At 58.5% G+C, this 25,320-nt stretch carries 23 protein-coding genes; 6 read left to right on the forward strand and 17 right to left on the reverse strand.

All coding sequences use genetic code 11. The annotated features are described in order from the left end of the window. Positions 1 to 181: 181 nt before the first annotated feature. The 10 genes from KBY02_RS03380 to KBY02_RS03425 all read right to left on the reverse strand — a co-directional run bounded on the left by KBY02_RS03380 (position 182) and on the right by KBY02_RS03425 (position 12,359). Complete coding sequence (locus KBY02_RS03380) at positions 182 to 1,510, reverse strand: sigma-54-dependent transcriptional regulator (RefSeq protein WP_011268730.1); 1,329 nt, start codon at positions 1,508 to 1,510, stop codon at positions 182 to 184. 10 nt (positions 1,511 to 1,520) lie between these two features. Beyond that, positions 1,521 to 3,428 carry a sensor histidine kinase gene (locus KBY02_RS03385; protein WP_024641755.1) on the reverse strand — a complete coding sequence of 636 codons (1,908 nt, stop codon included), beginning with the start codon at positions 3,426 to 3,428 and terminating at the stop codon, positions 1,521 to 1,523. Between the two features lie 60 nt (positions 3,429 to 3,488). Next, the gene (locus KBY02_RS03390) at positions 3,489 to 4,223 is read right to left on the reverse strand and encodes an amino acid ABC transporter ATP-binding protein (RefSeq protein WP_011268728.1); all 735 of its coding nucleotides are present in this window, start codon (positions 4,221 to 4,223) and stop codon (positions 3,489 to 3,491) included. Continuing rightward, positions 4,220 to 4,885: an amino acid ABC transporter permease gene (locus tag KBY02_RS03395; protein WP_002554865.1), complete on the reverse strand. Its 666-nt coding sequence runs from the start codon at positions 4,883 to 4,885 to the stop codon at positions 4,220 to 4,222. The genes KBY02_RS03390 and KBY02_RS03395 overlap by 4 nt, the downstream gene beginning before the upstream one ends. Beyond that, entirely contained in the window at positions 4,886 to 5,632 is a 747-nt protein-coding gene (locus KBY02_RS03400) for an amino acid ABC transporter permease (RefSeq protein ID WP_011268727.1), read from the reverse strand. Positions 5,633 to 5,760: 128 nt separating this feature from the next. Further along, positions 5,761 to 6,675: a glutamate/aspartate ABC transporter substrate-binding protein gene (locus KBY02_RS03405; RefSeq protein WP_225649824.1), complete on the reverse strand. Its 915-nt coding sequence runs from the start codon at positions 6,673 to 6,675 to the stop codon at positions 5,761 to 5,763. Positions 6,676 to 7,022: 347 nt separating this feature from the next. Beyond that, positions 7,023 to 8,561 carry a glycerol-3-phosphate dehydrogenase gene (glpD, locus tag KBY02_RS03410; RefSeq protein WP_003405428.1) on the reverse strand — a complete coding sequence of 513 codons (1,539 nt, stop codon included), beginning with the start codon at positions 8,559 to 8,561 and terminating at the stop codon, positions 7,023 to 7,025. A 520-nt stretch (positions 8,562 to 9,081) separates the two neighbouring features. After that, positions 9,082 to 9,837, reverse strand: coding sequence for a DeoR/GlpR family transcriptional regulator (locus KBY02_RS03415; RefSeq protein ID WP_011169330.1), 756 nt, complete (start codon positions 9,835 to 9,837; stop codon positions 9,082 to 9,084). Positions 9,838 to 9,936: 99 nt separating this feature from the next. Then, positions 9,937 to 11,442 (reverse strand): glycerol kinase GlpK, encoded by a 1,506-nt coding sequence (glpK, locus tag KBY02_RS03420; protein ID WP_003405430.1) that lies wholly within the window; start codon positions 11,440 to 11,442, stop codon positions 9,937 to 9,939. Between the two features lie 59 nt (positions 11,443 to 11,501). Beyond that, positions 11,502 to 12,359 (reverse strand): MIP/aquaporin family protein, encoded by an 858-nt coding sequence (locus KBY02_RS03425; RefSeq protein WP_003405433.1) that lies wholly within the window; start codon positions 12,357 to 12,359, stop codon positions 11,502 to 11,504. A 342-nt stretch (positions 12,360 to 12,701) separates the two neighbouring features. On the opposite strand from KBY02_RS03425, the gene ybaK reads away from it, so the two are divergent. Further along, positions 12,702 to 13,172 carry a Cys-tRNA(Pro) deacylase gene (gene ybaK / locus KBY02_RS03430; RefSeq protein ID WP_003405434.1) on the forward strand — a complete coding sequence of 157 codons (471 nt, stop codon included), beginning with the start codon at positions 12,702 to 12,704 and terminating at the stop codon, positions 13,170 to 13,172. A gap of 8 nt (positions 13,173 to 13,180) precedes the next feature. Here the strand turns inward: ybaK and KBY02_RS03435 are convergent, their stop codons facing one another. Beyond that, positions 13,181 to 14,254 (reverse strand): ABC transporter ATP-binding protein, encoded by a 1,074-nt coding sequence (locus tag KBY02_RS03435; protein ID WP_003405435.1) that lies wholly within the window; start codon positions 14,252 to 14,254, stop codon positions 13,181 to 13,183. After that, positions 14,251 to 15,171 carry an ornithine carbamoyltransferase gene (gene argF, locus KBY02_RS03440; RefSeq protein ID WP_003405436.1) on the reverse strand — a complete coding sequence of 307 codons (921 nt, stop codon included), beginning with the start codon at positions 15,169 to 15,171 and terminating at the stop codon, positions 14,251 to 14,253. Before argF ends, KBY02_RS03435 begins: the two co-directional genes overlap by 4 nt. A gap of 453 nt (positions 15,172 to 15,624) precedes the next feature. Here argF and KBY02_RS03445 point away from each other — a divergent pair, with 453 nt between their 5' ends. The 3 genes from KBY02_RS03445 (at position 15,625) to grxD (ending at position 18,574) form a co-directional block, all read left to right on the forward strand. Beyond that, a complete protein-coding gene (locus KBY02_RS03445; RefSeq protein WP_003405437.1) occupies positions 15,625 to 15,918 on the forward strand; it encodes a hypothetical protein in 294 nt (97 codons plus the stop codon). Positions 15,919 to 16,050: 132 nt separating this feature from the next. After that, entirely contained in the window at positions 16,051 to 18,159 is a 2,109-nt protein-coding gene (locus KBY02_RS03450; RefSeq protein ID WP_011268725.1) for a molybdopterin oxidoreductase family protein, read from the forward strand. Between the two features lie 88 nt (positions 18,160 to 18,247). Then, positions 18,248 to 18,574, forward strand: a complete 327-nt coding sequence (gene grxD, locus KBY02_RS03455) for a Grx4 family monothiol glutaredoxin (protein ID WP_011268724.1) — start codon at positions 18,248 to 18,250, stop codon at positions 18,572 to 18,574. A 126-nt stretch (positions 18,575 to 18,700) separates the two neighbouring features. Here grxD and bfr read toward each other — a convergent pair whose 3' ends face one another. The 4 genes from bfr to pyrC all read right to left on the reverse strand — a co-directional run bounded on the left by bfr (position 18,701) and on the right by pyrC (position 21,517). After that, the gene (gene bfr / locus KBY02_RS03460) at positions 18,701 to 19,171 is read right to left on the reverse strand and encodes a bacterioferritin (RefSeq protein WP_002554851.1); all 471 of its coding nucleotides are present in this window, start codon (positions 19,169 to 19,171) and stop codon (positions 18,701 to 18,703) included. Between the two features lie 200 nt (positions 19,172 to 19,371). After that, positions 19,372 to 19,590, reverse strand: coding sequence for a bacterioferritin-associated ferredoxin (locus tag KBY02_RS03465; protein WP_003350768.1), 219 nt, complete (start codon positions 19,588 to 19,590; stop codon positions 19,372 to 19,374). Positions 19,591 to 19,799: 209 nt separating this feature from the next. After that, a complete protein-coding gene (gene rnt / locus KBY02_RS03470; RefSeq protein WP_003412908.1) occupies positions 19,800 to 20,477 on the reverse strand; it encodes a ribonuclease T in 678 nt (225 codons plus the stop codon). Further along, positions 20,474 to 21,517: a dihydroorotase gene (pyrC, locus tag KBY02_RS03475; RefSeq protein WP_011268723.1), complete on the reverse strand. Its 1,044-nt coding sequence runs from the start codon at positions 21,515 to 21,517 to the stop codon at positions 20,474 to 20,476. Before pyrC ends, rnt begins: the two co-directional genes overlap by 4 nt. A 149-nt stretch (positions 21,518 to 21,666) precedes the next feature. Here pyrC and KBY02_RS03480 point away from each other — a divergent pair, with 149 nt between their 5' ends. Next, positions 21,667 to 22,569 carry a flagellar protein MotY gene (locus tag KBY02_RS03480; RefSeq protein ID WP_011268722.1) on the forward strand — a complete coding sequence of 301 codons (903 nt, stop codon included), beginning with the start codon at positions 21,667 to 21,669 and terminating at the stop codon, positions 22,567 to 22,569. Between the two features lie 120 nt (positions 22,570 to 22,689). Beyond that, on the forward strand, positions 22,690 to 23,907 hold the full coding sequence (locus KBY02_RS03485) for an argininosuccinate synthase (RefSeq protein ID WP_003363593.1): 1,218 nt from the start codon (positions 22,690 to 22,692) through the stop codon (positions 23,905 to 23,907). Positions 23,908 to 24,290: 383 nt separating this feature from the next. Here the strand turns inward: KBY02_RS03485 and KBY02_RS03490 are convergent, their stop codons facing one another. Next, complete coding sequence (locus KBY02_RS03490; RefSeq protein WP_011268721.1) at positions 24,291 to 24,818, reverse strand: hypothetical protein; 528 nt, start codon at positions 24,816 to 24,818, stop codon at positions 24,291 to 24,293. Positions 24,819 to 25,320: the final 502 nt, after the last annotated feature.

Genomic DNA, 25,320 nt, shown 5'->3' on the forward strand with positions numbered 1-25,320 from the left:
AAGGCATGCCCACGCGGAGCATGGGCACGATCGGTGTCTTGCGCACACCTATCGTTCCTCACGCTCCGGCGTAGGGGCGTGAACGCCTATCGTTCCTCACGCTCCAGCGTGGGAGTGCAGTGGGTGACGCTCTGCGTCACAGATCTGCGCTACGCCGCGTGCTCCAGATCGGGCGCAGTGCTCAAAGCCCGTATTTCTTGACCTTGTCGAACAGTGTGGTCTTGGCCATGCCCAGTTCCTGACTGGCCTGGCTGAGGTTGCCGCCGCTGCGTTGCAAGGCGTCGCCGAGCAATGAGCGTTCGAAGGCTTCGACCGCTTCGGCAAACCCCAGACTCTGGTTTTCACTGACCGTGCCTGACTGCTTGAACGCTGGCAGACCCAGGGCAAACCGCTCGGCCACGTTGCGCAGTTCGCGTACATTGCCCGGCCAGTCATGGCTCATCAGGTTCGAGCTGGTTTGCCGATCCAGCACGGGCGGTTCGCGGTCGAAGCGTAACGACGACAACTGCAGGAAGTGTTCGAACAACTGCAGAATGTCTTCGCGGCGCTCACGCAAGGGTGGCAGTTCAAGTGTGACGACGTTGAGGCGGTAATACAGGTCGCTGCGGAACTGATTGGTTTTGCCCAAGGCATTCAAATCGGATTTGGTCGCCGCTATGACCCGGCAATCCACGGCGACGCTCTGGTTGGAACCCAGCCGCTCGAGGGTTCGCTCCTGCAGGACGCGCAGCAGCTTGATCTGCAGATTGACCGGCATGCTTTCCACTTCATCGAGAAACAGCGTGCCGTTGTGCGCGTGTTCGATCTTGCCGATGCGCCGCTTGCCCGCGCCGGTAAAGGCGTTGGCTTCATGGCCGAAGATTTCCGACTCGAACAGGCTTTCCGCCAGCCCGCCACAGTTGAGCGCCACGAACTGGCTGTCCTTGCGCCGACTGAAATCGTGCAGGCAGCGCGCGACCAGTTCCTTGCCCGTGCCGGTTTCACCTTCGATCAGTACGTTGGCCGAGGTGTCGGCGACGTTGGCAATCAACGCACGCAGGTTTTGCATGGCCGGGGAGCGGCCGATGATCCGGCCTTCCAGCGAATCGCGTTCGGCCAGTTGCTTGCGCAAGGCCCACACTTCACGGGCCAGGCCGCGTTGCTCCAGTGCGCGCCGGGTGACGTCGACCAGACGCTCAGGCGAAAAGGGTTTCTCCATGAAATCGTAAGCGCCATCGCGCATTGCGTTGACGGCCATGGTGATGTCGCCATGGCCGGTGATGAGCACCACCGGCAGGCTGCTGTCACGTGCCTTGAGACGGCTCAGCAACTCCAGCCCGTCGATACCCGGCAAGCGAATATCGCTGATGACGATACCGGCGAAGTTGTCATCAATACGTTTCAAGGCCTCTTCGGCGCTCGAAACGCCCTCGCTGGCGATGTCTTCCAGCGCGAGGGCCTGCTGGCAGCCGAGCAATACATGCGGATCGTCTTCGACGATCAGGACGGTCAGGTCGCTGTTTATGCTCATGGGTGTCGTCTCATGTCGGGCTGTCCGGGTGGCGGGCATCGGGGATGAACGGCAGGCTCAGGACAAACGTCGTACCGCCGTCCTGCGGATGCTCTGCGCTCAGGCTGCCCCCGGCTGCGGCGGCAAGGCTCGCCGACAGTGTCAGGCCCAGGCCCAGGCCTTGTTCGCCCGGTTTGGTGGTGAAAAAAGGTTCAAACAGATGCTTGCGCGCGTCGGCATCGACGCCGTGCCCGTTATCACGTACCCGCAGACGGTATCGGCCGTCGATAACCGATCCGGTGAGCCATAACTCCGGTTGCTGCAGGTCGAACATGGCGTCCAGTGCGTTGCCGATCAGGTTGACCAGAATCTGTTCCAGGCGTGTCTGGTCGATGGTCAGGGTGGCGTCGATGAAGTCTCGATGCAGCGTCAGACCGGACTGCTCCACGCGCACGCCCAGCAATTGCATCGCCGCATCGACAGCCTTGCTCAGTTGCGCCTGGCCCTGATCGTCGCCGCGTCTGGCGAATGCGCGCAGGCTGGCGGTGATGCGGCCCATGCGATCGACCAGATCATTGATGGTACGCAGGTTGGTGCTCGCGGTGTCCAGCGCACCTCGTTCCAGAAAGCGCACGGTGTTGCCGGACAAGGTGCGCAGTGCAGCCAGAGGCTGGTTCAGTTCATGCGCGATGCTGGTCGACATCTGGCCGATGGCTGCCAGCTTTCCGGCCTGTACCAGCTCGTCCTGCGCCTTGCGCAAGGTGTCCTCAGCCTGCCTTCGTTCACGAATCTGCGCCTTGAGGCGTTCGTTGCTGGCCCGCAGGTGTTCGGTACGTTCGGCGATCTTGCGTTCCAGCTCGTTGTTGGCAGCCTGCAGCGCTTCCCTGGCCGCAAGCCGGGTCGAGATGACCTTGCGCCGCTCGTTCCAGGCGATCAGCAGAAAGGTCACCAGCGCGCAAGCCACGGCGACCAGCATGCCCTGATTGGCCGCTTCACGGCGCAGATTCTCCAGCGGGGTAAGCAGTGTCAGGTGCCAGGCGGTGTCACTCAGCGGGCGGCTCTGGGCCAGATAACTGACCTTTTTGTGTTCGCGGTCGACACTGATGTTGGCGGGGAAAACCAATGTCTCGACGCCCTCGGACAAGGTTTCCCGTTCCAGTGGCACCAGTTCGTTGAGCGGCCACCAGTAATATTGCAGGCTGCGAGCCAGGCGTTCCTTGACCTCAGCCGTGAGCGGGCGCACTGATTTCAGACGCCGGGCCGGGTCGCTGGAGAGGATGATGATGCCATTCTCGTCGCTGACAAACGCCTCCAGCCGTGCCCGCTGCCAGCGTTCTTCGAGTGCTTCGAGGCGCACCTTGATCACCGCAACGCCGATAATGCGGCCTTTGTCTTCCAGCCCGTGCGCCAGGTAATAGCCCGACTCTCCGGTGGTGGTGCCGATGCCGTAAAAGCGCCCGGGCAGGCCGCGCACCGCGTCCTGAAAGTAGGCACGGAAAGACAGGTCTTCACCCTGATAACTGTCGGCGTCGCGCCAGTTGCTGGTGGCCAGCACGCGTCCGGTGGTATCCATTACATAAATGGCACGGCTGCGACTGCGTCGATTCAGCCCTTCGAGGTAGCGGTTGACCTGCTGCTGAAGCTCGGGTCCCGGTTCGTTCAGCAACTGCGACACGCTGGATTCGAGCTCCAGCACGCTGGGCAGGTAGGTGTATTTGCTGATTTCGCTCTCGACCGTGCGCGCGTGCAGCTCAAGCTGGCGTTCGCCGGTTTCGCGCAGGCTCTTGATGCCGCTGTGTTCACTGACCAGATAGGCGATATAGCCCAGCCCGATCATCAGCATGAGGATCAGCGGCGGCAGAAACAGTTGACGGATCAGACGGGGTTTCACGGCGAGTGATGGCGGGGCGGCGCGATAAAGAGTGGGGTCGCATTTCATCACAGTCGTCCTGGACCGAACAGCTGCCCGCTGATAGGCGGACAGCCGTCAAGCTATTGCCTAGTGCTGAAGAATCTTGGCGAGGAATTGCTGGGCGCGTTCCGATCGTGCGCTCACGTCACCGAAAAACTCTTCCTTGGCGCAGTCTTCGACGATCTGCCCCTTGTCCATGAAAATCACCCGGTTGGCGACTTTGCGCGCGAAACCCATTTCGTGGGTCACGCACATCATGGTCATGCCTTCCTGGGCCAGTTGCACCATCACATCGAGCACTTCATTGACCATTTCCGGGTCGAGCGCGGACGTGGGCTCGTCGAACAGCATGACCACCGGGTCCATCGCCAGCGCGCGCGCGATGGCGACACGCTGTTGCTGCCCACCGGAAAGCTGGCCGGGATGCTTGTGCGCATGCTCGGAAAGACCGACGCGCTCAAGCAGCTTCAGACCCTTCTCGGTGGCTTCGGCCTTGCTGCGGCCCAGCACCTTGATCTGCGCGATGGTCAGGTTTTCGACAATGCTCAGGTGCGGAAACAGTTCGAAGTGCTGAAACACCATGCCCACCCGCGAGCGGAGTTTCGGCAGGTTGGTCTTCGAGTCGGAGATCGATGTGCCGTCGACGACGATCTCGCCTTTCTGAAACGGCTCCAGCGCGTTCACGCATTTGATCAGGGTCGATTTGCCCGAGCCGGACGGGCCGCACACCACCACCACTTCGCCCTTGCTGACCTCGGTGCTGCAATCGGTCAGTACCTGGAAGTCCCCATACCACTTGTTGACGTTTTTGATGGAAATCATACGGCAAACCTTTTTTGCAGACGCTTCACCAGCAGCGAGGCGGCAAAGCTGATCGTGAAATACACCAGACCGGCAATGATCAGGAACTCGTTGGCGCGCCCGATGATGTCGCCACTGGAGCGCGATGCGTTGAGAAAATCGACTAGGCCGACGGTGTACACCAGAGAGGTGTCCTGAAACAGAATGATGCTCTGTTGCAGCAGCAGCGGGGTCATCTTGCGAAACGCCTGGGGCAGGATGATCAGTCGCATCATCTGCGAGTAGTTCATGCCCAGCGCCTGAGCGGCGCCCATTTGTCCCTTGGAGATCGACTGCACACCGGCACGGACGATTTCGCAGAAGTACGCGGCTTCGAACATCATGAAGGCCACGACGCAGGAGGCAAACGCACCGATGGGCGTGTCTTCACCGGTAATCCAGCGCAGCACGAACGGCACGGCCAGATAGAACCAGGTGATCACCAGCAGCAGCGGGATCGAACGAAAGTAGTTCACGTAGGCGCCGGCCACATTGGCCAGCAGCTTGTTCGATGACAGGCGCATCAACGCCAGCAGCGTGCCAAGCACCAGGCCGCCGACGACACCCATCGCCATCAGCTTGAGGGTCATGACCATGCCGTTCCACAGACCGGGAATGGCCGGAACGATTCCAGTGAAGTCCATTTATTTGCCCCCCAGTGAGATGAGTCCCGGTACGGCGACTTTCTTCTCGATCGCACGCATCAGCAGCATCAGGCTCATGTTCAGCGTGAAGTAGATGAGCGTCGCGAGGGTGAAGGCCTCGAACAGGTTGGCAGAGAACTCGGCGGTCTGTTTGGTCTGTGCGAGCAACTCCATCAGGCCGATCAGCGACGCTACCGATGAGTTCTTGAACACGTTCAGGAATTCGGAGGTGAGCGGCGGAATGATGATCCGGTAAGCCTGCGGCAACAGCACGTTCCAGTAGATCTGTGGCAGCTTGAAGCCCATGGCGCGTGCGGCCGATTCCTGGCCCTTCGGCAGTGCTTCAATGCCGGTACGCACCTGTTCGCAGACCCGTGCAGCGGTGAACAGGCCAAGGCAGACCACTACGCTGAGGAACGCGGAGGTGGTCGGGTTCAGGTCTTGCTTGTACCACTCCTGCAGGTTTTCCGGCAGCAGGTCGGGCACCAGGAAGTACCAGATGAACAGCTGCACCAGCAGTGGCACATTACGGAAGATTTCCACGTATACCGCGGCGATACCTGACACCAGACGGTTTGGCACGGTGCGCATGACGCCCAGCACCGAGCCCAGTATCAGGGCAATGATCCAGGCAACTACAGCAATGGCGATGGTCCAGCCCAGCCCGGAGATGAACCAGTCCAGATAGGTCTCGCTGCCGACGCCGGTGGACTTGAAGAATACGCCCCAGTCCCAGTTGTAATTCATCAGGGTCTCCCCCTCTTTTTATTGCTATCGAAATGCACGCACTGTCGTCAGTCAGGAGTGACGAGGCGATCCCGGCCAGGCAGTGCCCGCCCGGGATACCGTCAGTTCGGACTGGCCGAACCGGTCCTTCAGGCTTTTTTGTCGTCAGCCGCTTTGTCGGTCGGGTTCTGAATCAGCTCCTTGAACTTGTCGCTCATCGGGAAATTCAGGTTCAGACCTTTCGGAGGGACAGGGGACATGAACCACTTGCTGTAGATAGCGTTGATGTCACCCGACTTGTAGGTAGCGACAATGGCGTCATCGACAGCTTTCTTGAACGGGGCATCACCCTTGCGAACCATGCAGCCGTATATTTCGTAGGATTGTGCAGTGCCGGTCACTGCCCAGTCGTCCGGCTTCTTGGCCTTGGCCATTTCGCCTGCCAGCAGCGCGTCGTCCATCATGAACGCGACGGCACGGCCGGACTCGAGCATCTGGAAGGATTCACCGTGGTCTTTGGCAGAGATCACGTTCATGCCCATCTGCTTGTCAGCGTTCATCGCCTTGAGGATGCGCTCGGAAGTAGTGCCGGCCGTGGTGACGACGTTCTTGCCTTTCAGGTCATCGAAATCCTTGTAGCTGGAGTCCTTTTTCGACAGCAGGCGTGTGCCGACTTCAAAGATGCCGATGGAGAAATCGACCTGTTGCTGACGCTCGACATTGTTGGTGGTCGAGCCACATTCCACATCGACGGTGCCGTTCTGAACCAGCGGGATACGGGTCTGCGAAGTCACCAAGTTGTACTTGACCTTGAGGTCAGGCATGTCCAGGTCTTTCTTGATGGCTTCGACGATTTTCAGCTGGATGTCATGGGAGTAGCCCACAGGTACGCCTGAAGCATCCGCTGTGTAGGAAAACGGAATGGAGGCGTCACGATGGCCCAGCGTGATGGTGCCGGATTCCTTGATCTTCTTCAGAGTGCCGGTGAGTTCGGCGGCGAAAACCGGCGTGCTGATCAGAGCGGCAGTGATTGCTGCGCCCAACAGGTGGGGAACGATGCGCATGGGTGAGTCCTTGATTTCATTTTTTATTGATGGGGCCGCCATCAGAGTCGGCCCGCTTCTTGGCGAATGCTTCAACGGCGTCCACATCCAGACACACGCCCTTGTCGAAACGCTCGGTTCAGAATGTAGAGCATGAGTCGTGCCAAGCTTTTTTAAGAAGTCAACATGCTGAATTTAAAGGGATTTCTTTATATTGGCTCTGGTGTTACGGATCAATGCGTCCGGGAAGCCGAATAAGGCGGGGTCGATTGTTCGGAAAACCGAATGGAAGGGGTTGTGCAGGAAGAGGGCAGCAAGTAGAGAAGCCTGTTCACCCCGCTAGGGGTGAACAGGTTGCAGGCGGATGATCAGGCCGCTTCGAAAGAGGCTTTGTTGCGCACGACTGTTTCCAGGTAGCTGCTCACGGCAGCCTGTTCCTCAGGCGTCGTGAACAGACCAAGCTTGGTGCGGCGCCAAAGGATGTCTTCGATGCTGGTGGCCCATTCCTGGTCGCACAGGTAATCGACCTCGCGGGTATATAGGCCTGCCCCCAGATGCTGACCAAGGTCTTCCAGGCTTTGCGCGCCCTCCAGCAAGCGCCAGCTGCGGCTGCCGTAGGTGATCGACCAGCGTTTGGCGATAGGGGCTGGCAGCCAGCTGCAGCGGCGGGTCATTTCTGTTGCCAGCGCTTCGGCGGTGGTCATGTCTTCGCCACCCGGCAGGGCAGCCTTGGCCGTCCAGCTCGGTTTCATCTGTTTGAAGAACGGTGCCAACTGCGCCATCGCTGACTCGGCCAGTTTGCGGTACGTGGTCAGCTTGCCGCCGAACACCGACAGAATCGGCGCTTCGTCAGCGCCGCCTGACAACGAAAGCGTGTAATCACGGGTGATGGCAGACGGATTATCGGACTCGTCGTTGCACAGCGGGCGCACGCCAGAGAACGTGTGGAGCACGTCTGCGCGACTCAACTGTTTCTTGAAGTGGTCGTTGGCCACTTTCAGCACGTAATCCATCTCGCCTTCAGTGATATCCACCTTGTTCGGATCGCCCTGATACTCACGGTCGGTGGTGCCGACGATAGTGAAGTGCTCCAGGTACGGAATCGTGAACACGATGCGCTTGTCTTCGTTCTGCAGAATGAACGCGTGCTCACCTTCGTACAGTTTCGGCACGATCAGGTGGCTGCCCTGAATCAGGCGGATGCCGTAAGCCGAGTCGAGCTTGAGGTCTTCACGGATGAACTTGGCCACCCACGGGCCTGCCGCATTGACCAATGCCTTGGCATGGATCGAAAACAGGCTGCCGTCGCTGCGCTCCAGATGCAGATGCCACATGCCCTTGATACGGCGGGCGCTGACACAGCGGGTCTGAGTATGAATGTGCGCACCGTTTTCACGAGCGGACATGGCGTTGAGCACGACCAGACGCGCGTCGTCGACCCAGCAGTCGGAATATTCGAAACCGCGGGTGATGCTCGGGTTGAGCGGGCTGTCCGCACCGAAATGAATGGTTCGCGATGCGGGAAGTTTTTCGCGCTTGCCGAGGTTGTCATACAGGAACATCCCGGCACGAATCATCCAGGCCGGACGCAGGTGCGGACGATGAGGCAGCACAAAACGCATTGGCTTGACGATGTGCGGCGCTTTGGCAAGCAGCACTTCGCGTTCTGCCAGGGCTTCACGCACCAGGCGGAACTCGTAATGCTCCAGATAGCGCAGGCCGCCATGGATCAGCTTGCTGCTGGCCGAGGACGTGTGGCTGGCCAGGTCGTCCTTTTCGCACAGAAAAACCGAAAGGCCGCGACCGGCGGCATCCGCTGCAATGCCGACACCGTTGATGCCACCGCCAATAACGGCAATGTCGTAAACCTCTGAGAGGGGCGGGGTTGGCACGTTGGTGTGGGGCATTGGTGGCCTCCTGGACAATTCGTGAGCAGTGCTCGAAAGGCGAATCTGAACATTAATGTTCATTTCCGAAAATCATAGCTCAATAAAATGACCGTTGCCAGCACGTATCGATTGAAAATACTGATGATGAAATAAAGAAAAGAACAAATGTGAACATTGTAGGGCGGGAATTAGCACAGGGAGGATCGGTGCACAGTCGGCACGGAACTGCTCTGCGTCACAGCTCTGAGCTGCCCCGCCGAAACAGGAGAGGACGCAGAGCGTCCGGAACGGCATACCCACGCGGAGCATGGGCACGATAGTGTTCTTACGGGCGGCTATCGTTCCTCACGCTCCAGCGTGGGAATGCCTTGGGTAACGCTTCGCGTCACAGATGCGCGCTGCGCCATACATACACAAGTCTTGTGGGAGCGAGCTTGCTCGCGAAGAGGCCGGTACAGACTCCAGAAAATGGGGCGCTCGATGCACCGTCTTCATGAGCACTGCGGACCGCCGCGCGAACACCGCTCGCGCCTGACAATCACACCACTTCCAGACGAATCTTGTGCTGGGTCAGCAGTTGCTGCAGTGCGGGCACCGGTGGCTGGTCGGTGACCAGGCAATCGATGAGGGTGATCGGCCCCAGGCGGACCATGGCGTTGCGCCCGAACTTGCTGGAGTCAGCCGCCAGCAGCACTTTGCGAGCGTTGGCGATGATCGCCTGGGACACCCGCACTTCCTGGTAATCGAAATCCAGCAGGCTGCCGTCTTCGTCGATGCCACTGATGCCCACCAGGGCGAAGTCCACTTTGAACTGGGTGATGAAGTCGATGCTGCCCTGGCCCACAACGCCGCCGTCACGCCGCACATTACCGCCTGCTATCAGCACCTCGAAATCATCCTTGGTGCTGAGGATCGACGCCACATGCAGGTTATTGGTGATGATCTTCAGGTTGTTGTGGTTGAGCAACGCACGTGCGATGGATTCGGTGGTGGTACCGATATTGATGAACAACGAGGCGTTGTCCGGGATCTGCGCGGCGATGGCCTCGGCGATCCGTTGTTTTTCGTCGCGCATCTGGTCCGCACGCATGGCGTAGGCGGTGTTTTCGATGCTGGAGTCATAGGCCGCGCCGCCGTGGTAGCGGCGCAACAGGTTCATTTCCGCCAATTGATTGATATCACGGCGAATGGTTTGTGGGGTCACGACGAACAGCGTCGCCATCTCCTCGATGCTGACATAGCCACGGTCGCGGACCAGTTCGAGGATCTGTTGTTGGCGGGGAGGCAGGTTCATTGTTTTTCCTTGGGCGCCCTCTACAAATGGCGCCCATCATGCCGCAGGAAAGTGCAACCTGTCAGCCGGAATCCTGCTCCCCTCCTTACAACAGCGCTGTCACTCTTCGTTTTCGTGCGGTTCCCAGTCACGAGTACGCGCGACGGCTTTCTGCCAGCCTGCGTAAAGTTTTTCGCGATGCGCTTCTTCACACGATGGCTCGAACACACGCTCGATCACGGCCTTGTTGCGCAACTCGTCCAGGCTGCTCCAGAAACCAATCGCCAGACCGGCCAGGAAGGCGGCACCCAGTGCCGTGGTTTCACGCATTTGCGGACGCTCGACGTGGGTGCCGAGAATGTCTGCCTGGAACTGCATCAGGAAGTTGTTGGCCACGGCACCGCCGTCCACGCGCAGCGACTTGAGGCGTTCGCCGGAGTCCTGTTGCATGGCATCGAGCACGTCGCGGGTTTGATAGGCGATGGATTCCAGCGCTGCACGGATGATGTGATCGACTTTCACGCCACGGGTCAGGCCGAACAATGCGCCTCGTGCGTACGGGTCCCAGTAAGGTGCGCCCAAGCCCGTGAACGCCGGCACCAGGTATACGCCGTTGCTGTCCTTGACCTTGCCGGCGAAGTATTCGGTGTCCAGCGCGTCGTTGATGAGTTTGAGTTCGTCGCGCAGCCACTGCACCGTCGAGCCACCGTTGAAGACCGCGCCTTCCAGCGCATAGGCCACTTCGCCACGCGGGCCACAGCCGATGGTGGTGAGCATGCCGTGCGCCGATTTCACGGCTTTCTTGCCGGTGTTCATCAGCAGGAAGCAGCCAGTGCCATAGGTGTTCTTGGCCTGGCCGGGTTCGACACACATCTGGCCGAACAACGCCGCCTGCTGGTCGCCTGCGATACCGGCGATCGGGATGCCGCTCTTGCTGTGGCCGTAAACTTCGGAGGAGGCTTTGACCTCCGGCAGCATCTCGCGCGGGATATCCAGCACGTCGAGCATGCGCTGATCCCATTCCAGCGTATGGATGTTGAACAGCATGGTCCGCGAGGCATTGGTGTAGTCGGTGACGTGAACCTTGCCGCCGGTGAATTTCCAGATCAGCCAGGTATCGATGGTGCCGAACATCAGCTCGCCTTTGCGGGCGCGCTCACGGCTGCCTTCGACGTTGTCCAGGATCCACTTGACCTTGGAGCCGGAGAAGTACGGGTCAATCACCAGGCCTGTGGTGTCCTTGATGTACTCCTCAAGGCCATCGCGCTTGAGTTGCTGGCAGATCTCGGTGCTGCGGCGGCACTGCCAGACGATGGCGTTGTAGATCGGGCGGCCGGTGTCGCGTTCCCAGATGACGGTGGTTTCACGCTGATTGGTGATACCGATCGCGGCGATCTGGTTGTGGTGCAGATCGGCCTGCGCCAGCGCCTTGGTCATGCACGCGGTCTGAGTGGCGAAGATTTCCATCGGGTCGTGTTCGACCCAGCCTGCCTGCGGGTAATGCTGAACGAATTCGCTTTGGGCAGTGCTCACCACGTTGGCGTCGCGGTCGAAGATGATCGCGCGCGAGCTGGTGGTGCCCTGGTCAAGAGCAATGATGTAGTTCTTGTTCTGTGTGTCAGTCATGTCGATTGCCTTGCATTATTGGGTGGGATTCAGTTGGGTGAGATTCAAATTGAGTGAAATCAAGATGAAGCCTGAACTTTGCCGCGAACCACAGGAGCCTCTTTTTCATTTTCAACAGGAGCGGCGCTTGGCAGATGACGCGCAATCAGCGCGCGGTAGCCGGCAGCACCAAGGCAGGCACCCAGAATGGGCGCAAAAATCGGAACCAGGAAATAAGGAATGTCGCGACCACCGGTGAAGGCCATTTCACCCCAGCCAGCGAAGAAGGTCATCAGCTTCGGACCGAAGTCGCGTGCCGGGTTCATGGCGAAACCGGTCAGCGGGCCCATCGAGCTGCCGATCACGGCTACCAGCAGGCCGATCAGCAAGGGTGCCAGCGGGCCGCGTGGCAAACCATTGCTGTCATCGCCCAAGGCCATGATCACACCCATCAGAATGGTGGTGATGACCACTTCGACCAGAAAGGCCTGACCGACCGAAATGGCCGGGTTCGGATACGTCGAGAACACCGAGGCCAGTTCAAGACTCTGCTCGCTGCCGCGAATGATGTGGTGAGCATGTTCGAAGTCGAAAAAAAGGCTGATGTACAGCAGGTACACCAGACCCGCTCCGCAGAACGCGCCTGCGATTTGCGCCGAGATATAGAAGGGCAATTTACGTTTTTCAAAACCGGCGAACAGACTCAGCGCGATGCTGACGGCCGGGTTGAGGTGGGCACCCGAAATGCCGGCGCTGAGGTAGATCCCCATGCTGACGGCAATGCCCCAGATGATGCTGATTTCCCAAAGGCCGAAGGTGGCTCCCGCTACCTTGAGCGCTGCAACGCATCCTGTGCCGAAAAAAATCATCAGGGCGGTGCCAAGAAATTCAGCCACACATTGCCCGGTGAGCGTCGGTTGTTTTAGTGCGATGGACATGGATACCTCATTTTTTGTTTTTGTCTCGGCACCCTGAGACAGGTGTGGGTGCTCGTTATTCGTGCGTCTCAGAAAAAACCCCATTTCTGATCGCCGTTGCGAGTTATACCGAAAAATCGCTTTCGATAATATTCGTAAACGAAAAAATATAGGCAAGAAACACCGCTGTCAAAGGTCGGAACCGAACGGTCAGAAAGTCGCCAGCACCCCGCAAGGCCCTTTTATACCGGGTAATTCAGGCTGTTATCAAAAGGCTATCAGTGTCGCAGGTGGCGTGAATCAAGGCATGTTCACTTTACTTCGCTTAAAGTGATGGGCATTCGGAACCTTTTGGAGCGCTGCATGACACCCGCACTGGATTTGCTGAAAAAAAACCGCGCCGAACATCGCATTCACAGTTATGAACATGATCCGAAAGCGCCGTCATATGGGCTGGAGGCAGCGGAAAAGCTGGGTCTGGAGCCTGCACAGGTTTTCAAGACGCTGCTCGCCAGTACCGAAAAAGGCGAGTTACTGGTCGCCGTCGTGCCGGTCGTCGGAACACTTGATCTAAAGGCGCTGGCGCAGGCTGCCGGAGCAAAAAAAACCGAGATGGCCGACCCTGCGGCGGCGCAACGCTCGACGGGTTACCTGTTGGGTGGTATCAGCCCTTTGGGCCAGAAGAAGCGCCTGCGCACCTTTATCGACGAGACCGCGCAGCGCTTTGCAAGCATTTACGTCAGTGCCGGGAGGAGGGGGCTTGAGGTCGAGCTTTCGCCAGCAGTGCTGGCTGAACATACCCAGGCTAGGTTTGCCCCGATCGGCAGGGAATGACCTGCGCCTCAGTTATTGAGCGTCTGCACGGCCACACTGCCGGGCGCCGGGAACAGCACCAGATGGTCAGCTGCCACACGAATACCGACTTCCTCACCCTGGCCGTGGTCGGCGTGGCTGGGGAAAATGGCTTCCAGTTGACTGCCGGTCGACAGTTGCAGGCGATACAGGGTCGAGGCGCCCTGAAAGGTTCGACCGATGACCCTTGCTTTCAGGTCGCTGTGCGGCGCGTAGACGATATCGTCAGGACGTAACAAGACATCCACGGCGGTGCCACTGACGCCCGGGTATGCCCGGTTGCCGCGCAATACGCCGAGTTCGGTATGCACCGATTGCGGGTCCATCATCTGCCCGCGAATGAAATAGCCTTGGCCGATGAAGCTGGCAACGAACGGCGTACGGGGTTCGTGATAAAGATTGTAGGGCGTGTCCCACTGTTCCAGGCGCCCTTCTTTGAATACACCGACGTGATCGCTGACGGCAAAAGCCTCTTCCTGGTCATGAGTCACCAGAATCGCGCTGGTGCCACGCGCCTTGAGAATATCGCGCACCTCATGGCTCAGGCGCCGACGCAACTCGCCGTCCAGGTTGGAGAAGGGCTCATCGAGCAGCAGGAGCTGCGGCTCGGGCGCCAACGCTCTGGCCAGCGCCACTCGCTGTTGCTGCCCACCGGACAGCTCGTGAGGATAACGCTTGCCCAGCGCGCCGAGGTTGACCAGTTCAAGCAACTCGGCGATCACCTGATCCAGGCGCGGGTGGTTGCGAATGCCGAATGCGATGTTTTCGGCGACACTCAGGTGCGGAAATAGCGCGTAATCCTGAAACACCATGCCGATGTGGCGTTTCTCCGGCGGCAGGGTCCAGCCCGGCCGGGAGATCACTTCGCCCGCCAGGGTGATCTCACCCGCATGGATCGGTTCGAAACCGGCAATGGCGCGCAGTGTGGTGGTCTTGCCGCAGCCCGACGAGCCCAGCAGGCAGCCGATATCGCCCGCGTTGAGGTGCAGGTTCAGATCCTGCACCACGCGCTGGTTCTGATAGCCGCAAGCGAGGTTGCGCAGATTCAGCAGCAACGGGTTCATGCGGGCTTGCAGGACGGCGCGACGAGAAACTCCAGCAGTGCTTTCTGCGCGTGCAGGCGATTTTCTGCCTGATCCCAGGCGACCGAGCGCGAATCATCCAGCAGGTCGACACTGATTTCTTCGCCGCGATGGGCAGGCAGGCAGTGCATGAACAGCACGTCCTTGTCGGCCAGGTCGAGCAGGGCGCGCGTGACCTGAAACGGCGCGAACAACTTCTTGCGCCGGGCGGTTTCCTCTTCCTGACCCATGGAGGTCCACACATCGGTGCTGACCAGATGGGCGCCGGCAACTGCGGCTTTCGGATCGCGGACCACGGTGACCCGCTCGCCAGCCAGTGCCAGGAACTCGGCGTTTGGCTCGTAGCCGGCAGGGCAGGCCACACGCAACTGGAAGTCGAATTGAATCGCCGCTTCTATATAGCTGTTGCACATGTTATTGCCATCGCCGACCCAGGCAACGGTCTTGCCCTTGATCGAGCCGCGATGCTCCAGGAAGGTCTGCATGTCGGCGAGCAACTGGCACGGGTGCAGGTCATCGGACAGGCCGTTGATAACCGGCACGCGTGAATTGGCGGCGAATTCGGTCAGATTGCTGTGCGCATAAGTACGGATCATGACCGCATCCAGCATGCGCGACATCACTTTTGCACTGTCGGCAATCGGCTCGCCACGGCCCAGCTGGGTGTCCCGATGCGACAAAAAGATGGCCTGGCCACCGAGCTGAATCATCCCTGCTTCAAAAGAAAGACGGGTACGTGTCGAGGATTTCTCGAAAATCATCCCCAAGACCCGGTTCTTCAGCGGTTCAAAAAGTACACCGCGATTTCGCAGGTCTTTAAGCTCTACGCCACGACGGATCAAGCCCAAGAGTTCATCCGGGGTGTAATCCATCATCGAGAGAAAGTGCCTGGCGTTCATGATTAACTACCTTTTCTGCAACAGACCGCAGGTTATCAAAGCCGGTTTTTATCGATAAAACGGGCTAGACCTGCGGCGGAAGCCGCACGGGGCGACGAATAAGAAAGGCGCGATAGTATAAAAAAATGTCGCGTCTTACCAATAGCATGCGTTTTTCTGAAACATGGGTACTAGTGGCGTCCCGGATAGAGGGGACGCCGTTATTCTGTGTTGACGGGGCAAAAACTGGCTACGCTGAGAAGGTTGACAGCCATCTGCACTTTTTCCGAAGGCAGCATTTGTACACTGCCCAAATAGCGCTTGGCAATTAGTACCAATCCTGTAACAGTCCACGTCTGCGCGGGCGTTGCCTGATGGGACGCGCTTCACGGGCTTGAAACAAGGACCGTTTCTTTAATCCCGGACGTGAGTTATAAATCGTTGCCGATACATTACTGATCAAGGGGTGGGGGAATGGACTCAAAAGAGCATCAATTAACGGAGTTGCTCGGGCTCACCGCCCGCACACTTACCCATCTGACAGCGTCGATGACCTCGATGTCTTTCGAGTTGCTGCGCAGCGAGGACGAAGTCACGCGTACCGCGGGGCGGCGCATGATCGATCGCATGGCCACCATCAGCTCCGGCCTCGACGAGCACTGGCGCCTGATCGGCGACCTGACCGGCGTCCACCTGGCGCAGGAGCAGATCGAAACCGTGGCTGAAATCCAGCAACAGCGCAAGGTCGTCACGCCTATCGGCGGTTGATTCGGCCAACTCATCCGCGCGCCTGATGCCCCTCGATTCACGGGCCGAACATCAGTGGCGCGGGGCATGAGCAGACAGCATAGTGAGTGTTCGGCAATCAACCGGATTGCCATGACACGATCTGAGGCTGTGATGACCCGGACTGAACACTACCGAGCCTGCCACCTGTGCGAGGCCATTTGCGGTCTTGTGATCGAGACCGTCGTGGAGGCGGATTCTGCGCCGCGCATTGCCTCGATCAAGGGCGACCCGCTGGACACGTTCAGCCGCGGTCATATCTGCCCCAAGGCGATTGCGTTGCAGGACATCCAGAATGACCCTGATCGTTTGCGCCAGCCGATGCTGCGCAGCGGTGATCAGTGGCAGCCAATTGCCTGGCAGCAGGCGTTCGATCTTGTGGCGGAGCGGCTTTACGCCATTCAGCAGCGCCATGGGCAGAACGCGGTAGCGGTCTATCAGGGCAACCCCAGCGTGCATAACTACGGGTTGATGACCCACAGCAATTACTTTCTCGGCCTGCTCAAGACCCGCAATCGTTTTTCGGCGACGTCGGTCGATCAGTTGCCGCACCACCTCAGCAGTTTCCTGATGTATGGCCACGGCATGCTGTTGCCGATTCCGGATATCGATCACACCGACTTCATGCTGATTCTCGGCGGCAATCCGTTGGCGTCCAATGGCAGCATCATGACGGTTCCGGATGTTGAAAAGCGTCTGAAAGCGATCCAGCAGCGCGGCGGCAAACTGGTGGTCATCGACCCGCGCCGCAGTGAGACGGCTGCCATCGCTGACCAGCATCTGTTCGTACGTCCGGGCGGTGACGCAGCGTTGCTGTTCGGGCTGCTCAATACGCTGTTCGAAGAGGGGCTGACCCGCGAGAGCCATTTGCCTGTCGACGGCCTGGAGCAGGTTCGCCAGGCCATTGCCGGCTTCACTGCAGAGGCCATGAGCCCGCGCTGCGGTATCGCCGCCGAGCAGATCCGGCAACTGGCACGGGATTTCGCGGCCGCTGACAAGGCGGTGTGTTATGGGCGAATGGGCGTGTCGACTCAGACCTTTGGCACGCTGTGTCATTGGCTGGCACAACTGATCAATCTGGTGACGGGCAACCTGGACCGTGTGGGTGGCGCACTCTGTACGGAGCCCGCCGTCGACCTCGTCAGCTCGACATCCGGCGGCCATTTCAATCGGTGGCAAAGCAGGGTGTCCGGCCTGCCAGAGTATGGCGGCGAGTTGCCGGTTTCGGCGCTCGCCGAGGAAATGCTTGTGGACGGGGAAGGGCAGGTTCGCGCGTTGGTGACCGTTGCGGGTAACCCGGTTCTGTCGACGCCCAACGGCCGTCAGCTGGAGCAGGCGCTCGAAGGGCTTGAGTTCATGCTCAGCATCGATCTTTACATCAACGAGACCACTCGCCACGCCGACTTGATCCTGCCGTCCACCTCGGCACTGGAAAATGATCACTACGACACCACCTTCAACACGCTCGCAGTGCGCAACGTCACGCGCTTCAATCGGGCCATTTTCGACAAGCCCGAAGGTGCCCTGCACGACTGGGAGATCTTCGTCGGGCTGGCCAGCGCTTTTGCTGCCAAGGCCGAGCGAGCGCTGAAACCCACGTTGCCGCCTGCGCAGATGATCGATCGCGGGCTGCGTGCAGGCCTCTATGGCGATGCATCGTCCCATAAGCTGTCACTGGAAACCCTGGACAGTCATCCGCACGGCCTCGATCTGGGGGCGTTGAAGGCCAATCTTGCACAGCGCCTGAAGACCGCCAATGGCCGCATTCAGGCCGCGCCTGAGGTGATCATGGCCGACCTGGCGCGCTTTGCAGCCGACCCTTCTCCTCAGGCAAGCGAGTTGCTGCTGATTGGCCGCAGGCATGTGCGCAGTAACAATTCATGGATGCACAACTACCATCGGCTGGTGAAGGGCAAACCCAGGCATCAACTGTTGATGCATCCTGACGATCTCGCGTGCCGTGGTCTGAGTGACGGCCAGCAGGTCCGGGTCAGCTCCCGGGTCGGGATGATCGAGGTTCAGGTGCTGGGCAGTCTGGACATGATGCGCGGGGTGGTCAGCCTGCCGCACGGTTGGGGGCATTCGCGTTCAGGGGTAAAAATGGCGATCGCGCAGAGCCTGCCCGGCGTCAGTGCCAATGACCTGACCGACGAACGGCAACTCGACGTGCTGTCCGGCAACGCGGCGTTGAACGGCGTACCGGTGCAGGTCGTGGCGTGTTAAGCCTCAAGACAGAGCGTCATGCTCGGGATTTCGTTACAATGTGTCACCGTGCCGACAACTGAGTCGGATATTTCAGCCGAGGTGCTCCATGGATATCATCGAAACGATCAAAGAGCAGATTGCCAACAACACCATTCTGCTTTACATGAAAGGCGCTCCGAACGCTCCGCAATGCGGCTTTTCGGCCAAGGCTTCCCAGGCATTGATGGCGTGTGGCGAAAAGTTTGCCTACGTCGACATTCTGCAAAACCCTGAAATCCGCGCCAACCTGCCAAAGTACGCCAACTGGCCGACTTTCCCGCAACTGTGGGTTGCCGGTGAGCTGGTCGGTGGTAGCGACATCATCACCGAGATGATGGATGACGGTTCGTTGCAGACGTTGGTCAAGGAAGCATCCGCCGCCAAGGCCGAGTAAAGCCTTGCGCAGAGCGTCGCACGATAGTCGAGATTATCGTTCCCTGCGCTCCAGCATGGTTTTACACACAAGAAAAAGCCCGCTCTCGATTGAGGCGGGCTTTTTCATTGCGGCGCGATGGGGGAATCAGTCACCCATCTGCGACTGCAGGTAGTTCTCGATACCTACCTTGACGATCAGACCCAACTGAGTCTCCAGCCAGTCGATTTGCTCTTCCTTGGGCTCAAGGATGTCTTCCAGCAGCTCACGGCTGCCGAAGTCACCGACGGTCTCGAAGTGAGCGATCGCGGCTTTCAGATCGGCCAGACCTTTTTGCTCGATCTTCAGGTCGCACTCCAGCATTTCCTTGGTGTGCTCACCGATGAGGATCTTGCCCAGGTCCTGCAGGTTTGGCAGCCCTTCCAGAAACAAGGTGCGCTTGATCAGCTTGTCAGCGTACTTCATCGCATGGATGGACTCTTTATATTCGTGGCCACCCAGCTTTTTCAGACCCCAGTCTTCGTACATGCGCGCATGCAGGAAATACTGATTGATAGCGACCAGCTCGTTCCCGAGGATCTTGTTGAGATGCTGGATGACGGTAATGTCGCCTTTCATGTTCGAGGTCCTGCCGGTGGCTTGTGTATATAAGTGCCGAGTGTGAGCTGCGCTTAAACGTCTGTCAAACCTAAGTTGTTGAATAATAAGTGAAATTAAATAGGAATAAGAATGTTTGAGTTCCGCATCTTGACGCTAAGCGCTTGAATTACAGACATAAAAAAACCGGACGTGGTGTCCGGTTCTTTAAAAGAGGGGATTCAGGCAGCTGAAAATTTTGCCGGATAGGCCAGCAAGGCATGGCTGGTTTGCAGCTCGGTCAGCGTATCACGCACCACTTCCTTTGCCAGGCAGGCGCATTTTCCACATTTACTCGCAACACCCAGTGTTTCACGGACTTCACGATAACTGCAGCAGCCTTCCAGAATTGCATCCCGGATTTGACCGTCGGTGACACCTTGGCAGAGGCAAACATACATAAGCTATGGACCGTCGCTGGTTTATTGCTTGGTGCCGAGGAGCTTAATGTTAATGAGAATGCTTGTCAAAACTGTTTTGGGTTGTATTCAGGTCGAGCGATGAGCGGTTGCTTTCGCGAGAATCGCATCATTCGTCCGCCCTCTGGATCGTCCCGCTGGAGACATGAAAAAACCGGCGCAAGGCCGGTCCATTCACAGACGTAGCGACCTCAGTCGTCGAAATCTTGCCAACCGCCCATTTCTTTCCAGCGATTGACGATGCCGCAGAACAGCTCGGCGGTCTTCTCGGTGTCGTAACGGGCCGAGTGCGCCTCGCGTCCGTCGAAGTCGATGCCTGCCGCCTGACAGGCCTTTGCCAGCACGGTCTGACCATAGGCCAGGCCGGCGAGGGTGGCGGTGTCGAAGCTGGAGAACGGGTGAAACGGATTGCGCTTCATGTCCATCCGTGCGACGGCGGCATTGACGAAGCCGAGGTCGAAGCTGGCGTTGTGGCCGACCAGCACCGCGCGTTTGCAGCCATTGGCCTTGAGGGCCTTGCGCACACCGCGGAAGATGTCGTTCATCGCGGTTTCTTCGCTGACCGCCATGCGCAGCGGATGATCGAGCTTGATGCCGGTGAACTCCAGCGCCGCCGCTTCGATGTTGGCACCCTCGAACGGTTCTACGCGGAAGAAATAGGTGTGTTCCGGGAACACGAAGCCTTTTTCATCCATGCCGATCGTCACCGCAGCGATTTCCAGCAAGGCATCGGTGGCTGAATTGAAGCCGCCGGTTTCTACGTCGACGACCACTGGCAGGTAGCCGCGAAAGCGCGCCGCCATCGGGTGACGGGAACCGCCGCCACCGCCGTGGCCTTCGTGTTCGTCGTCAAAATGATCTTCACTCACGCGTGTTCCTCCAGACGCCAGCGCAGTGTTTCACCTGCGCGCAGCGGGATAACGGTCAACTCGCCAAACGGCAGGCTGGCAGGGGCGGTCCACTCGTCACGCACCAGCGTGATGGTGTCCTGATTGGCGGGCAAGCCGTAGAACGCCGGACCGTGAAGGCTGGCGAAGCCTTCCAGCTTGTCCAGGGCGTTACGTTGCTCGAAAGCTTCTGCATACAGTTCGATGGCTGCGTAGGCGGTGTAGCACCCGGCGCAACCGCAAGCGTTTTCCTTGGCATGCTGGGCATGCGGCGCCGAGTCGGTGCCCAGGAAGAACTTGCCGCTGCCGCTGGTGGCCGCGTCGAGCAGGGCTGTCTGATGAGTATTGCGCTTGAGGATCGGCAGGCAATAGAAGTGCGGACGAATCCCGCCGACCAGCATGTGGTTACGGTTGTACAGCAGGTGGTGCGCGGTGATGGTCGCCGCGACATTGGCTGAAGCTTCATTGACGAACTGCACCGCTTCACCGGTGGTGATGTGTTCGAACACCACTTTCAGGCTCGGGAAGCGCTCGACTACACGGCGCAGGTGCTCATCGATGAAGACCTTCTCGCGATCGAACACGTCGATTTCGCCACGTGTTACTTCCCCGTGCACCAGCAGCAGCATGCCGACGTCGGCCATGGCTTCGAGGGCAGGGAAGATCTTGTCGATGCTGGTGACACCGGAATCGGAGTTGGTGGTCGCGCCGGCCGGATACAGCTTGGCCGCATACACGAAGCCACTGGCCTTGGCGGTGCGGATGTCGTCGGGCGTGGTCTGGTCGGTGAGGTACAGCACCATCAATGGCTCGAAGCGGCTGGTGGCCGGACGTGCCGCCAGAATGCGCTGGCGATAGGCATCGGCTTGCTGCGCGTTGCGTACCGGAGGCACGAGGTTGGGCATGATGATTGCGCGGCCAAAAGTTCGCGCTACGTCAGCAACGGTATGAGGCAAGACAGCTCCGTCACGGAGGTGAATATGCCAGTCGTCGGGACGCAGGAGGGTCAGGCGGTCAGACATTGGGGATTCCAGGCGGGTCAAACTCGCTGGGAATGCTACCGGAAAAGACTCTCTCAGGCATCCGCTATCAAGTTTTGCATGAAGTTACCGATAGCTCCCTTGTCAGTCGGTAATTTTCTGTTTCGCGTTCATTTCCAGTGGAGCCTCCCGTGCGCCAGCGATATTTAGCCCTGCTCAGCATGTTTGCCAGCCTCCCGGCGATGGCTATCAGTTTCCAGACGCGTCTGGAGAGCATTGAGTGGAAGGTCGAAGGCGATCAGTTCGAGTGCCGCCTGACTCAACCGATCACCGACTTCGGGGCCGGTGAGTTCGTGCGCCGAGCGGGCGAGCAGGCGACGTTTCGCCTCAAGGCTTCATACAACATGCTCGGTAACGGCTCTGCGACGCTGCTGGCCGCTGCGGCACCGTGGCAACCGGGTCGCGGCGATATCAACCTGGGATCAGTGCGCGTCAGCAATGGCGATATTCCCTTCAATACCTCCCAGGCCCAGGCCGGCCGCCTGATCAGTGGTCTGATGGACGGGCGCAGTCCGCTGATTCGCCATTACACCCGGGATGGCGGCCAGATGGAGGTACGTCTGCTGCCGGTCAAGTTCAGCAAGGCATTCAGCGATTACCAGGCATGCACTGCCAAGCTGCTGCCGATGAACTTCGATCAGATCAAACAGGCTGAAGTGGGTTTCCCTGGCGGCGGTATCGAACTGGATGCCCGTGCCAAGGCGCGCCTGGATAACATGGTCGCCTACTTGAAGGCTGACCCGACCGTGAACCGTATCGAACTGGACGGTCATTCGGATAACAGCGGCAATCGCCTGACCAACCGTGACCTGTCTCGCCGTCGCGCGCTGGCGGTCATGGATTATTTCAAGGCTCAGGGCGTTCCCGAGCAGCAAATCACCCTGCGCTTTCACGGCGAACGTTACCCATTGGCGCCCAACACCAACGAAGCCAATCGTGCGCGCAACCGTCGGGTGAATGTGCACCTCGAGCGTGTTGCGCCCGATGAGCGCCCGGTGCCGGTTGCGTCTGCCAGCGCAGCGCACACCTCTTAAAGCCTGTAAAAAGCATCTGTCAGACGTCGCCTTGTCGTCACAAGCTGTCGCGCCCCTGTAAATTTGCTGGTTTGAACGGTAGAATCAGCGGTTTTCCGTACAACCCGGTGGAGTGATGGCATGGCGGACGTAAACAAGGTAGTTCTCGCGTATTCCGGTGGCCTGGATACTTCGGTAATCCTCAAGTGGCTGCAAGATACGTACAACTGCGAAGTGGTGACCTTTACCGCTGACCTGGGTCAGGGTGAAGAAGTCGAGCCGGCACGCGCCAAGGCTCAGGCCATGGGCGTGAAAGAAATCTACATCGATGACCTGCGCGAAGAGTTCGTGCGCGATTTCGTCTTCCCGATGTTCCGTGCCAACACTGTCTATGAAGGCGAGTACCTGCTGGGTACCTCCATCGCCCGTCCGTTGATCGCCAAACGTCTGATCGAGATCGCCAACGAAACCGGCGCTGACGCCATTTCCCACGGCGCAACCGGCAAGGGTAACGACCAGGTACGTTTCGAGCTGGGTGCCTACGCGCTCAAGCCAGGCGTCAAGGTCATCGCTCCGTGGCGCGAATGGGATCTGCTGTCGCGTGAGAAACTGATGGACTACGCCGAGAAGCACAACATTCCCATTGAGCGTCACGGCAAGAAGAAATCTCCGTACTCCATGGACGCCAACCTGCTGCACATCTCTTATGAAGGCGGCGTGCTGGAAGACACCTGGACCGAGCACGAAGAAGACATGTGGCGCTGGACCAAGTCCCCTGAGGACGCGCCAAACGTTGCGACCTACCTTGAGCTGACCTATCGCAATGGCGACATCGTTGCCCTGGATGGTGTCGAAATGACCCCGGCCACTGTGCTCGCGACCCTGAACCGCATCGGTGGCGAAAACGGTATCGGCCGTCTGGATATCGTTGAAAACCGTTATGTGGGCATGAAGTCCCGTGGCTGCTACGAGACGCCTGGTGGCACCATCATGCTGCGTGCTCACCGCGCCATCGAGTCGATCACCCTGGACCGCGAAGTCGCCCACCTCAAGGACGAACTCATGGCCAAGTATGCCAGCCTGATCTACACAGGTTACTGGTGGAGCCCTGAGCGTCTGATGTTGCAGCAGATGATCGACGCGTCCCAGGTTCACGTGAACGGCGTTGTGCGTCTGAAGTTGTACAAGGGCAATGTGATCGTCACCGGTCGCAAGTCGGATGATTCGCTGTTCGACGCCAACATTGCCACGTTCGAAGACGACGCAGGTGCCTACGATCAGGCCGATGCAGCGGGCTTCATCAAGCTCAACGCATTGCGCATGCGGATTGCCGCCAACAAGGGCCGCAAGCTGTTCTGATACAGCAAGTTGTTCGACAAGTGCAGCCCGTTCAGGGCTGCACTGCAAATAATATCGACAGGGTTATTCCTTCCGGGCGTCATGTAAAAAGACGCTAAGTCAGTGTCGTCATAATGGTTGATAGGCAGGGTATATGTGCGATGCAAGGTAGCCTTATGCCTGTAGGGTTATGCCTGTTTTACCCTGCATTCTCAGCGTGCAGCGATCGCCAGGCGCATCAAGTATTGAATCTTTGAAGTCCTTCTTACGATTAGCGTCGAAAAGTGCGTATTTGTTTTAGTCTTTTCCTACAACAGCTGTGGAAGTTCAGGGCAGGGAATAACAGGGTTTTCCATCGGCTCCCTGATACGTATCGCAGTCTGCTTCTTTTTTTGCGTCGTTATTCAGAGCTTGTCGCTCTCCCGTCGTTGGCTGAACTCAAATCGATACGCCTTGCCAATACCGAGTACCTGGCGAAGGCTCAGATCGAGTATCCGGGCTATCTCGGACGCGGTGTAGCCCAATGCCGAGTAATGCATGGCATGACCTGCAACGACGTCATCGATATCCGTAACGTCATCGAGGGCCTTCCTGCGCGGGGTAAGCAGGGGCTGGCTGAGGTTGATGGTCACGCTATTTTCTGTGGCCAGCCGGCGCACATCCCTTTTACTCATTCGCAGTGAATACTGTAGCGCGGTAAAACCGGCGCCCTTGGCCGCCAGGTACCTCAGTTGCTGCACCTTACCCGCGAGTTCAAGCCCCTGTTCCTGCGCAGGTTTTGTACGAGGTGATGACGGGGCGGCCAATTCAGCGGTCTCTCCTTCGGGAATGACTGCAACAACACCACCGCTGGCAATAAAGGCTTCTACTGCGGTGGCGAGATCAGACGCGGTGGGCGTTGATGACCGCGTACGAGTGTATTTAGTGTTCATGGTACATCCCTTTTTGAACATGGTTATACACAGGGGCCATTCAAAAAGTTGCCAGGCGCCCCGGGAGTTTGCAGAGAGCAGCGATGCCGGATCGGCTATATACCCAGTGCCCGAACTCATTCGGACGTGCACTACATGAAGCCTGCTTAAATGCATCGCTGATGAAGTACACAAGTACAGTGCGCAGCGACGGTGTTTCATATAGCTGCGCGTGTTCAAGGGCAGTAAGTAATGAAGTTGCTGTTAAAAAAGTAACGACTGGTAATAAAATTTGCAAGGGAAAAATAGCGGGTTACAAGAATTGATTGGGCGGTTTTTATAATGTCTTACGGGTTGTAATGTTGCGTCCGCTAATCGTGTAGTCCGTTTCCTATTCGAAAGAATGCGTCTGGCTTTGAAATGAAAAATGGTATTTGCTACTTGTCGAAAGACCTACTGATGGTCTTGAATGATGTAGGCTAATGCTAGTGTGTATGTAAGATTTTGCGACAGTGAGACTGTG

Source organism: Pseudomonas sp. P129, assembly GCF_020312195.1.
GTDB classification, from domain to species: Bacteria; Pseudomonadota; Gammaproteobacteria; order Pseudomonadales; family Pseudomonadaceae; genus Aquipseudomonas; species Aquipseudomonas fragariae.